An 11,561-nucleotide genomic window follows, 5' to 3' on the forward strand; every position below is an offset into this window, starting at 1 on the left:
TCACATTTTAAAAGGCTTTTTATGAAACTCACCACGGTCATTTTTCTGTACGCAATTTCTCACATAAAGATGAGTTAAATACGACTTTTGTCTTACATATTTGACATGCATAATAAGTCATATATGGACATAATTGGTCACATGGTCGTGAAAATGAATGTCAGTGATAAAATAATAAGTGTCGAGAGCACAATAAAGATAATAAATAAGATACCGACAATAACTAAACAAGAAACTACAGCGCAACGGAAAAGCCCTAAGAGTAATCTTAGGGCTTTTTCATATCTTATTTTTTGATTTAAACCAACTCTGTTTCAGTACGATCTGTACCAAATACAGCACGACGTTGTGCTTTCGGGATTTTAGGGCAGTTATTGGAAATTTGGTAAAGTGTTTGTGCCAAAGCAGGAATATGTGTACCCATGACGGCTTTTCCTGTATTTAAAATACTGACACTAATATCACGTTGAGGGTCAGCCCAGCATAAGATATTGGAAAATCCAAGATGACCAAACGCTTGTCCTGTCATTGGACCAAAAATACCCAAAGGATTGCTGCCTAACATTGGACCTAATGCATAGCGCATAGGGGCAAGTAGTGTTCGATCAATATTGGTGGTGGATGTTGGTAGCGTTGCACGGAAAACCGTTTCTGGGCTCATGATCCGTTTGCCCTGATATTCTCCGCCATTCAACAACATTTCAAAAAAACGGTTGGCTTGTTCTGCACTGGTATAAATGTTGCCAGCAGGGCAGACAGTATCCATAAAGCGTGGATCATTGGTTACATCTACCGCAAGTTGTAATCCCCCACCTAAAACATGATTTAAATATAAATCAGTTCCAAGTTTTGGATGTACACCAGTCGGATAATTCAGCGCGACTTGATCGCGATATTCAGGTTTTAAACCATAATTGAAAAACGGCATATTCATGGGTTTTTCAATTTTTTCATGGAGGAATTGACGGAGATCTTGTCCAGTCACGCGCTCGATCAATTCACCGAGAATATAACCTGCTGTGACTGCATGGTAAGCTAAATGTGAGCCTGCAGGGGAAATCGGCTGTGCAGCATAGAGATATTGTAAAATTTGATCTTTATCAAATAAGAGCTCTGGGGTGACTTGCATTTCTATACGTGGAATGCCACCACGATGCGACAGTAAATGAAAGATTGTGGCACGGCGTTTGCCATTTTGTGCATATTCAGGAATGTAATGACTGATCGGGTCCAATAAGTTGATTTCACCTGTTTCATCTAACATGTGAATCAAGATGGCGGTAATCATTTTGGATGCTGAAAATAAGCAAATGGGGGTATCTGGATTTGCAATCACAGCATTTTTGGCTAAACCATCCGCAGAGTTTCCTGAGGCATGCCCCAAACTGCGGTTCAATATGATTTGACCTTTACGTCTTAAACACACACTGATCAGGGGGTGATTACCTGTTTGATAAAGGTGCTCAATACTCTGCCAGATTTTATCTACTTGTTTTACGGTCATTCCCCCGAGTTCAGGATGAACTTCATTTTTACTACTGGTGATGCTGCCCAAATCCTTGGGTACAAAACAGGTGTTGGTCGAAAATAACTTCACAATCGTTGTCCATGCTTATTTTTATTCAGAACAAGTGTGAACTGAGTCGAGATAAATGTCTGTGTCCGAATTGCCATGCACTGTGTAAAAAAAGTGCAATATTGATGTGCTTTTATCATCAAGTGAAACTTGCTAGAAGTGAGATGTACAATATTTTTGCAATCTCAACATACTTCCTTTAAAATAAGCCTCTGCTGTAGTGATGCACGGCAGTTAAATTGGTTTTGAAGAATCAATTTGATTTGTATCAAGTATTTAAATTAAGCATCTCGGAGAAATCGAATGGCTTTAACAAACGCAGATCGCGCAGAGATCGTTGCAAAATTCGCTCGTGCTGAAAATGACACTGGTTCACCAGAAGTACAAGTTGCTTTATTGACTGCTCAAATCAATGATTTGCAAGGTCACTTCAAAGAACACAAACACGACCATCATAGCCGTCGTGGTTTGATCCGTATGGTTAACCAACGTCGTAAGCTTCTTGACTACCTTAAAGGTAAAGATGCTACTCGTTATAGCGATTTGATTGCTGCTTTAGGTTTACGTCGTTAATTCGATTTAAACTTTTATTTTCGGATTATTGCATGCAGAATGCTGTATTGATGAAAACTAAAGTCTATCCAGTATTTACTGGATAAAAGGGAAGGGGCGAATATTCGCTCCTTCTTCGTGTTTAAAATTAGTCTAAATAAAGATTTATTGTCTAGTGAGGTCGGCTTCTAAGCTTTGTCATTTATGTAACAGATATGAATGCCAAACCTTAGGGGTCTCCACTAGAATAAAATTAGGAAACAAAAATACATGTCAATGTTTAATGTTATTCGTAAAGAATTTCAATATGGTCAACATCAAGTTGTATTAGAAACAGGTCGCGTTGCTCGTCAAGCAAACACTGTATTGATCACTATGGGTGGTGTAACTGTTCTTGTAGCTGTCGTTGCACAACCTACTGCTAAAGCAGGACAAGACTTTTTTCCACTTACAGTAAACTATCAAGAAAAACAATATGCTGCAGGTCGTATCCCAGGTGGATATGGTAAGCGTGAAGGTCGTGCTTCAGAGTCAGAAACTTTAATTTCTCGTCTTATTGACCGTCCAATTCGTCCATTGTTCCCTGAAGGTTACTATAACGAAATCCAAGTGACTGCTACAGTTGTTTCTTCTGATAAAACAATGGAAGCGGATATCGCTGCAATGTTGGGTACTTCAGCAGCTTTAGCTATCGCTGGCACACCTTTCCGTGGTCCAATCGGTGGTGCGCGTGTTGGTTTAATCAACGGTGAATATGTTCTTAACCCAAATTTAGAACAGCTTGCTCAATCTGATCTTGATCTTGTTGTTGCAGGTACAGAATCTGCGGTATTGATGGTTGAGTCTGAAGCGAAAGAGCTTTCAGAAGACCAAATGTTGGGTGCTGTGCTTTTCGGTCATGATGAAATGCAAATTGCGATCCAAGCGATTAAAGAATTTGCTGCTGCCGCTGGTGCAACAGAGTCAACTTGGACTGCTCCAGTTAAAAACGAAGACCTTCGTGCAAAATTAAAAGACGCATTTGAAGCGAAAATCTCTGAAGCATATACCATTGCGGTTAAACATGACCGTTATGCTGCATTAGATGCTTTACAAGCTGAGGCTGTTGCGCAGTTTGTTCCAGAAGAAGATGTTGATGGTATCGCTGACGACTTAAATGAACTCTTTGAAGATTTAAAATACCGTACAGTGCGTGACAACATCCTTTCAGGTAAACCACGTATTGACGGTCGTGATACCAAAACTGTTCGCGCATTAGACGTACAAGTGGGTGTATTGGATCGTGCTCATGGTTCAGCATTGTTTACGCGTGGTGAAACTCAGGCGTTGGTTACAACGACTTTAGGTAATACACGTGATGCATTGATGGTTGATACTTTAGCGGGTACAAAAACTGACAACTTCATGTTGCACTATAACTTCCCTGCATACTCTGTGGGTGAGACAGGTCGTGAATCTGGTCCTAAACGCCGTGAAATTGGTCATGGTCGTTTGGCTCGCCGTGGTGTTCAAGCGGTACTTCCACCCGCTGATCGCTTCCCGTATGTGATTCGTATCGTGTCTGACATTACTGAATCAAATGGTTCATCTTCAATGGCTTCTGTATGTGGTGCATCATTGTCACTTATGGATGCAGGTGTTCCGCTTAAAGCGCCAGTTGCTGGTATTGCAATGGGTCTCGTAAAAGAAGGTGAGCGTTTTGCTGTGCTTTCTGACATCTTAGGTGATGAAGACCACTTAGGTGATATGGACTTTAAAGTCGCAGGTTCTGCAAACGGTATTACTGCACTTCAAATGGACATCAAAATCGAAGGAATCACAGAAGAAATTATGGAAGTTGCGTTGAATCAAGCATATGCAGGTCGTATGCATATTCTTAACGCAATGAACCAAGTGATTTCACGTGCTCGCCCTGAAATTTCAATGCATGCGCCAACATTCCAAGTGATCAACATCAACCCTGATAAGATCCGTGATGTGATTGGTAAAGGTGGTGCGACAATTCGTCAAATCACTGAAGAAACTAAAGCGGCAATTGATATCGAAGACAACGGCACAGTACGTGTATTTGGTGAAACTAAAGCAGCAGCTCAAGCAGCGATTGCAAAAATCCAAGCACTTACAGCAGAAGTTGAACCAGGTAAAATCTACCCAGGTAAAGTGATTCGTATTGTTGAATTCGGTGCATTTGTAAACATTATGCCGGGTACAGATGGTTTACTTCACATCTCACAAATTTCAAATGAACGTGTTGCAAACGTGACAGATATTTTGGCTGAAGGTCAAGATGTTAAAGTTCAAGTTGCTGATGTAGACAACCGTGGTCGTATTAAATTAACGATGAAAGATGTAGACCAAGCATAAGCTTGCTAGGCTTTAGACCTTTTTAGTTTGTTTAAAGTCTAATAAAAAAAGCCCGCCTTGAGTTTTGCCAAAGTAACAACTTTGGCTTGCTCAGGGCTTTTTTTATGGCATGATGCATAGCAAGAAAGATCAATAATTACTGTGAATATGCAAAGTTTCTATTTTTTTCAGCATCCTGATGAACCTTATACTTGTATACAGAAACAACCTGTGCTCGATGCAGAACAACAGTTCGTTTGGGTGGATTGTACGCGTGAAGATGTAGTTAATCGTGCGGAGCAATGGCAAAAAGAAATTCATAATGATACGGACGTTCATCTCAATGAATATCATATTCGAGATATTTTAAACATCGAACACCCATGTGCCTTTGATACGATGGAAGATTATGATTTATTAATTTTTCGGAAACTGATTACTCCAGATGATCAGATCAGTAGTGGTGACACGGCATTAGAACAACATGATCGTGTTTTTGGTTTAGCGACATCTCCAGTCAGTTTTATTATTACCCCTCAAGCTTTAATCACCGTACGTGAGCAGGGCAATCATGCCTTTGAAAGCTATTTAGCTCGTATCCTGAACATCATGAATAAGGATTTAGAAGAGCAAAACAAACCACGCAAACTCCCGAGAACACCCTTAGATTTAGCGTTACGTTTATTAAATAGTATGATTGATGGCTATCTAGATTTGCGCAATCCGCTTTCACGCCGTGTGGAGTTTTGGCAACAAGAACTTTTGCAAGGCAATCGTCGCTTTTCAAAATGGCATCAGCTATTTCAAGAGAATATGGTGTTTCAACAAATCGAAAACCTATGTGAAGAACAAATTGATTCTTTACAGGAACTTCGAGATGAAATTGTTGAAAACTATGCCCATTTAAAGGGTAAAAAGCATAGTGAAAAGCAAGATATTATTTTGGTTCGGGTCGATGATTTGGTGAGTCATGTCGAGCGTATCCAAAAGTATACGGTGAGATTGAGCACAGCCATTCAAACAGCAATTGATTTACATTTTTCAGCAATCGCCAATCAAACCAATGAAAACATGCGAATACTTGCCATTATTACTGCGGTATTTGCACCACTCACCTTGTTAACGGGTGTTTATGGAATGAATTTTGAATTTATACCAGGTTTGCGTAGTCCCATGGGATTTTGGATTATGCTTGGGGTGATGCTGGCATGTACGATCGGCTTATTAATCTACTTTTACCGCCGTCATTTGGTTGGACGTGGTGAAAGAAGTGTGATTGATATGTTGGCACAACAACATAAAAATCAACACGTGAATTTACTCTGGTTTTTGGATTATGAGCCGATCAAACAAACCATGAAGGAAGTTGAAAAAATCACAAAACTGAAATAATTAAATATTATTCTGGTTGAGGATTGATATGAGCTGTTTTTTGTAAAATCAAATAGAGTTGATCTTTTAATCTCAATTTTTTACGTTTAAGTTGCTCAATATTTTCATGAATATGATTGAGGGGATCAAGTTCAAGATGACTGATTTCACGATCCAGTTCATCATGATCAATTAAAAGCTTGGCAAAATGCGGATCTTCTTGTTTTAGCATACACATGAGATCACGATATTCTGGGAACATGTGTTTCAACTTTTTATTCATTACTTTCGAATTCATTAGCGCCTATAACCTCTTGCATAAAAATTCTAACAATCAAACAAAAACGGAAAGACAAGTTCTGCATCATGACAGGTTAAATATTAACCTGTCACTAGGCATTAACATTTTGAAATGAATTAATGAACATGGAGGTGAAGGTGTTTGACTTGTTTGCGTAATTGTTGAACCTCGTCAAGTAAATCCATCATCATCGCGACAGCAGATAGACTGGCTTCAAAGTCACGTTGCAAGCGGTAGGCTCGACGTGCTCGTGAAATATCTTCTCCAAAAAATTGATGGATACGATTTTCTGGGCGTGCAGGTAAAATCTCATATTCCAATAATTGCAAAATCCATTCAGGGCTTTGACCGCATGCTTCAGCAAAATGTTTGAGATCTAAATTTATGTTTTCATCTACGATTTCCGCATCATGGAAACCGTCATAGACAATTTCACGATATTGAATGGTTGTCATGATTGCTCTCCTTTAGCATCGCTATATGCATCTATAAAAATTATGAACGTGGGTGAAAGTCATTAAAAGCATCTGCAAAATCTTGATATGCTTTTTGCTGTTGGTCTGTGGTGACTTTGGGATAAACAATATTGATCACCAAATAAAGATGCCCGGGTGTCTTATTGGGTATGCCTTTGTCTTTTAGGCGTAACTGTTGATCGTTTTTGGCATTTTTAGGAACAGTGACTTTGACTTTACCAGCAGGGGTGTCGATTTCAATACTTTGACCAAGCGCTGCTTCCCAAGGTGTGACATCAACTGTGTAGTAAACGTCAGCGCCTTCAACGCGAATGCGGTCAGTGTCTTGATATTGAATTTCAATATACAGATCACCATTTTCACCCCCATTGATACCCGCTTGCCCTTGTTTGGACAGACGAATTTGCTGTCCTTCTTTCATGCCTTTTGGGATTTTAACTTGCAATGTTTTTCGCTGTACTTCAGGCTCACCATAAGCATTGTAAGTGGGAATTTGCAAGGTAATGCTTTGTGTTGCACCTTCATAACCAATATTTACAGGAATTTGAATACTGGCATGTTGATCCTCACCTCGATAACTGCGTTGCTGTTGAGACCCTCTTTGTCCAAAATCTTGTGAGCGCCCACCACCAAAACCACTGCCAAAGCGACCAAATAGGTCTTCAAAGCCACTAAAGTCTTCGCCACCACCTTGACTATAACTGCGATGGAACTGGCTACCATCAAAACCACCTTGCCCTGAAGATTGCCCACCGAAGCCACTTGCATTTGCATAAGGGTTGTCTAACTCAAAATCATATTGTTTTTTCTTTTCTTCATTGCTTAGGGTGTCGTAAGCCACATTGATTGCTTGCATTTTGACTTCGGCATCTGCCTCTTTACTCACGTCAGGGTGGTATTTGCGCGCTAATTTTCGATATGCCTTTTTTATCTCATTTGGTGTCGCAGTTCGAGAAACACCTAAATCTTCGTAATAGTTTTTTGCCATAGTTCAGGTCATTATTTTGTTTAACTTTATTCTATTTTTATGCCTTTTTTTAGGCAGATGGAAGAGTAACTTAGTGTGGTTATTGTTTCAAAACTTATTTTTGAGTCATATTGGCATCATCGTGAGTCAAAATGCATTAATATAAAAAAGGGTATAAGCCATGATGACGGCTTTGTATCATGTAATATTCATTGAAAAATAAATGTATCCAAAAAGATGAATCCTGTGAACTCACATCAAAAATATTATAAAAAAAGCGCCAAAGCGCTTTTTTTATAATTAACCACAATTATTCAATTCTGACCCAAGTTTGAGATCGACCCAATAAGGAAATTCCAATATATCCACGGAGTGTTAATCGGTTGCCTTTAGGATTAATTTTAATTTTACCCGAATAGACATTGCCAGATAATGGGTCTAAAACATGTCCTGAAACATATTCACTAGGATTATCTGGACTTTGTTTAAAGTCATCAATAATTTTCAAGCCAACGATTGGGGCGTCTTTAAGATTACCTTTGCATTTATGGCAATATCCCACTAAAGGGCTATTGGGCAGGGGGCGGGTATTATAAATTTTACCGCTATAAGTCCCATTTGGATTTTTACTGATTTCAACATCTGCTCTGGAATAGCCAGTTTTGTCATCAATCGCCTTCCATTTACCTGCAAGATCTGCTGCTTGTGTCAAACCTGTAAACAACAGGAAACTGAACATAACAAGTGCTTTTATTTTCATTGGACATCCTTGTGATGAATTGAAATAGAATAAAAAAAGAGCAAATTAGTTTGCTCTTTTTTAAATTAAAATCAATATGTTAAAGGGTTGGAAACTTAAATATAAATCACTAAAATGTCGATCAATTAACTTAAATGTTCACCAAAGAGATTTAATGCTTCTTTTGCTGTGAACTGATATTTTTTATTGCAGAATTGGCAATCCATTTCGATTGGATTTTGGATTTCCAAAGTTTCCTTCACTGCATCTAAGCCAATTTGAATCAATGCATTTTTACATTTATCACGTGAACAAGTGCAGTTAAATTGAAGTTGTTCAACATCAGGCAAGCGAACTTCTTCTTCATTGTATAAACGATACAGAATTTCTTGCGCAGTCAAGTCGGTTAACTCTTCAGGTTTGAGAGTTTGGGTCAACATAATCAAACGTGGCCACAAATCTTCATCTACACGCTGTTGTTCTTCTTCATTATTACGTGGTAATAACTGAATCAGTAGTCCCCCCGCATTGTGGTGGGTGCTCGCTAAAACAATGCGTGTTGGAATTTGTGCAGAAAGGTCATAGTACTGCATTAAGCAACCCGCAAGGGTAGGTTGATCAAGTGGTACAATTCCTTGATAACGTTCACCCATTTCAGGTTCAATGTTAATAAATAAAACAGGTTGTTGTAGCGTGCTGAGTACAGTGCTGCTGTCTTCACTCAACATAAAGTGTGGATCTTCTTCATAATCTGCAAGCGCACGTACATCACCTAAATGATTGCACTCAGCCATCGCCCATTTAAATGTACCTTGGGCTTGAATTTGTAAGCTAATACGTCCTTTTATTTTTAATGTACTTGCCAATAATGCGGTAGCACTCAACATTTCACCAAGTAAGATACGCACAGCAGGCGCATAATTACGTTGTGACAAAATGGTTTGTAGTGCAGTATCTAAATGCACAATCTCACCACGCACAGGGCTATCTTCAATATAAAAACGTTGACGTAAATCAGACATAAAATTCTCCAAATCCCTGTTTAGATGGTGACGATATTATAAATCACAAGTTCATTTCACCCTAAAAACTATGCTTCTTAAAGTTAATTTTCGTCATCACGGGCAATATTGATACGATCATATTGGGTTGATGCATTTTCGGATTGAGCCACAGGACGTTCTAGACCTGATTCATCCAGATCTGGCATATCTTTGTATTTCTCCAGATTTTGATGTTCTACTTGGGCATCACTTTCAAATAGATGCTCAAGTTCAGAAATAAAATCACGGTAACTTTCAAAAACTTTTTGCTCATCCGTATAAATGCGCTGTTGGCGTGCTAACAGTTCTTCATCATAGTTTCTAAACAACTCAACACTTTTATAAGCTTCTTCTTTGCTCATGCCCAGTTCACAGAGTGTTCGATAACCCATACCCAATGAGGTTAAATAGGTTTCGCGCCAAATATGTTTTACCCCCACATCACGCAGTAAATGCATATGATAGCGATCACGAGCACGTACCAATAATGTCAGGTTGGGGTAATTAAGTAAAATATGGCGAGAAACATTCATGGAGTCCTCAACATCGTCAATCGCCAAAACAAAAACTTTGGCTTGTTCTATTCCTGCTGAACGTAATAAATCGGGTTGTGTGACATCACCATAATATAAAGTACCGCCATAACGGCGAACAAAGTCAATTTGCTGCAGATTGTTGTCAATTGCAGTAAATGGAAAATGGCGAATACGTGCTAAACGTGCAACGATTTGTCCGACACGACCAAATCCAGCAATAATTAAAGCAGGATGTTCATTGGGAATGTCATCGTATTTAGGTGCTGTATTTTTATTGATTAAGGGTAAAAGCCAACTGCTGACCAACCAAAATACAACAGGGGTGAAGATCATGGACAAAGTCACAATCAAGGTGATCGGTTCCAAAATTGCTTCAGTCAACACTTTTTCACTCTTGGCGACATTCAAAACCACAAATGCAAATTCACCACCTTGAGCCAAACAGCTTGCAACCATCAAGCTGTTGGTCCAAGTCATTTTTTTATAGCGTGCAATCGCTAGCATGGTCAGCAGTTTAATCAGGACTAAACCAATCGCCCCACCGACGATCAGGAGCGGCATGTCTATGACTAATGAGATTTGTGTGGTCATACCCACAGTCATAAAGAAGAGACCGAGTAATAATCCTTTAAATGGCGCAATGCTGGCTTCTAGTTCATGACGAAACTCTGAGTCTGCTAGCAATACACCTGTTAAAAATGCACCTAATGTCGTGCTGATGCCCAGTGTATCCATCAATAAAACCACACCCAGAACGATAAATAATCCCACTGCGGTGATGAGTTCTGTAGCACCACTTTTTGCCACAAAGCGGAAAAAGGGACGCATGACATAACGACTAAAAAGAAATAAACCTGTAAATGTCGCGACAATCGCAGCAAAGTAAGCGACACCGTGATGGCTAGATTCACTGCCTGCTAAAAGCGGAATGATAGCAAGTAAGGGAATTGCGGCAATATCCTGAAAAAGTAAAATAGAGAAAGACTGTTGACCGTGGGTGGTGTTGAGTTGTTGTTTTTCTTCCAAAAGCTGTAAAACGAAAGCAGTTGATGACAATGCTAAAGCAAAGCCGATGACAAAGCTTGCGGGCAGTGATTGTTGAAACAGTAAAAAGAGCGTACCCATCAGTACCACGCCGGTCACAACGACTTGTAAACTCCCCATGACAAAAATCGACTGACGCATTTCCCACAAACGTTGTGGGCGAAGTTCCAAGCCAATTAGAAACATTAACAGAATCACGCCAAACTCAGCGAGATGCATAATTTCTTCCGGGTCATTGGCAATATTCAGCGCACTTGGACCAAGCAATATTCCTGTAAAGAGATAACCGAGCACTGTCGCAATGCCCAGTTTTTTCCCGAGGGGAACAAGGATTAAAGCTGCACCAAGAAAAATGGTGATTTGGAGTAACAATGACATTCACGTGCCTTACATTCTTTTCTTTCTCAGGAAATTGTAGCTTGATTTTGTGACTGACTTGGAGATATTTATTGAGAAATTGCTTGTGAGTAGAATAAAAGTAAATAATTTCTTTAAATTTAAAGCCTTAAAATAATGGATTTTTTTAACGTGCTTTTTAAAGCAAAAATCATCTAAATACTTCTAAACCTAGCCTTTTATCGATGTGTGAGGTTACCATCAAGATCAATATTAT

At 39.3% G+C, this 11,561-nt stretch carries 10 protein-coding genes; 3 read left to right on the forward strand and 7 right to left on the reverse strand.

Annotation, left to right across the window (positions count from 1 at the left end; all coding sequences use genetic code 11):
- Nucleotides 1-298 precede the first annotated feature (298 nt).
- Nucleotides 299-1,597, reverse strand: coding sequence for an EstA family serine hydrolase (locus tag I9192_RS01885; RefSeq protein ID WP_005034271.1), 1,299 nt, complete (start codon nt 1,595-1,597; stop codon nt 299-301).
- Nucleotides 1,598-1,879: 282 nt separating this feature from the next.
- Here I9192_RS01885 and rpsO point away from each other — a divergent pair, with 282 nt between their 5' ends.
- From rpsO to I9192_RS01900, 3 genes are all read left to right on the forward strand, one after another.
- Entirely contained in the window at nt 1,880-2,149 is a 270-nt protein-coding gene (gene rpsO, locus I9192_RS01890) for a 30S ribosomal protein S15 (protein WP_004725514.1), read from the forward strand.
- A 255-nt stretch (nt 2,150-2,404) separates the two neighbouring features.
- Nucleotides 2,405-4,492, forward strand: a complete 2,088-nt coding sequence (gene pnp / locus I9192_RS01895; protein ID WP_171064930.1) for a polyribonucleotide nucleotidyltransferase — start codon at nt 2,405-2,407, stop codon at nt 4,490-4,492.
- A 147-nt stretch (nt 4,493-4,639) separates the two neighbouring features.
- Nucleotides 4,640-5,863 (forward strand): magnesium transporter CorA family protein, encoded by a 1,224-nt coding sequence (locus tag I9192_RS01900; protein WP_005034269.1) that lies wholly within the window; start codon nt 4,640-4,642, stop codon nt 5,861-5,863.
- A 7-nt stretch (nt 5,864-5,870) separates the two neighbouring features.
- On the opposite strand, the gene I9192_RS01905 is transcribed toward I9192_RS01900, so the two are convergent.
- The 6 genes from I9192_RS01905 to I9192_RS01930 all read right to left on the reverse strand — a co-directional run bounded on the left by I9192_RS01905 (nt 5,871) and on the right by I9192_RS01930 (nt 11,326).
- The gene (locus I9192_RS01905) at nt 5,871-6,140 is read right to left on the reverse strand and encodes a YdcH family protein (RefSeq protein ID WP_004825328.1); all 270 of its coding nucleotides are present in this window, start codon (nt 6,138-6,140) and stop codon (nt 5,871-5,873) included.
- 119 nt (nt 6,141-6,259) lie between these two features.
- On the reverse strand, nt 6,260-6,598 hold the full coding sequence (locus tag I9192_RS01910) for a chaperone modulator CbpM (protein ID WP_004825327.1): 339 nt from the start codon (nt 6,596-6,598) through the stop codon (nt 6,260-6,262).
- 40 nt (nt 6,599-6,638) lie between these two features.
- Nucleotides 6,639-7,607, reverse strand: a complete 969-nt coding sequence (locus tag I9192_RS01915) for a DnaJ C-terminal domain-containing protein (protein ID WP_005034267.1) — start codon at nt 7,605-7,607, stop codon at nt 6,639-6,641.
- A gap of 289 nt (nt 7,608-7,896) precedes the next feature.
- Entirely contained in the window at nt 7,897-8,346 is a 450-nt protein-coding gene (locus I9192_RS01920; protein ID WP_005034264.1) for a DUF2147 domain-containing protein, read from the reverse strand.
- 125 nt (nt 8,347-8,471) lie between these two features.
- Entirely contained in the window at nt 8,472-9,347 is an 876-nt protein-coding gene (gene hslO / locus I9192_RS01925) for an Hsp33 family molecular chaperone HslO (RefSeq protein WP_004825322.1), read from the reverse strand.
- An 83-nt stretch (nt 9,348-9,430) separates the two neighbouring features.
- Entirely contained in the window at nt 9,431-11,326 is a 1,896-nt protein-coding gene (locus I9192_RS01930; RefSeq protein ID WP_005034260.1) for a monovalent cation:proton antiporter-2 (CPA2) family protein, read from the reverse strand.
- Nucleotides 11,327-11,561 lie beyond the last annotated feature (235 nt).

The organism is Acinetobacter bereziniae (assembly GCF_016576965.1).
Taxonomy (GTDB): domain Bacteria; phylum Pseudomonadota; class Gammaproteobacteria; order Pseudomonadales; family Moraxellaceae; genus Acinetobacter; species Acinetobacter bereziniae.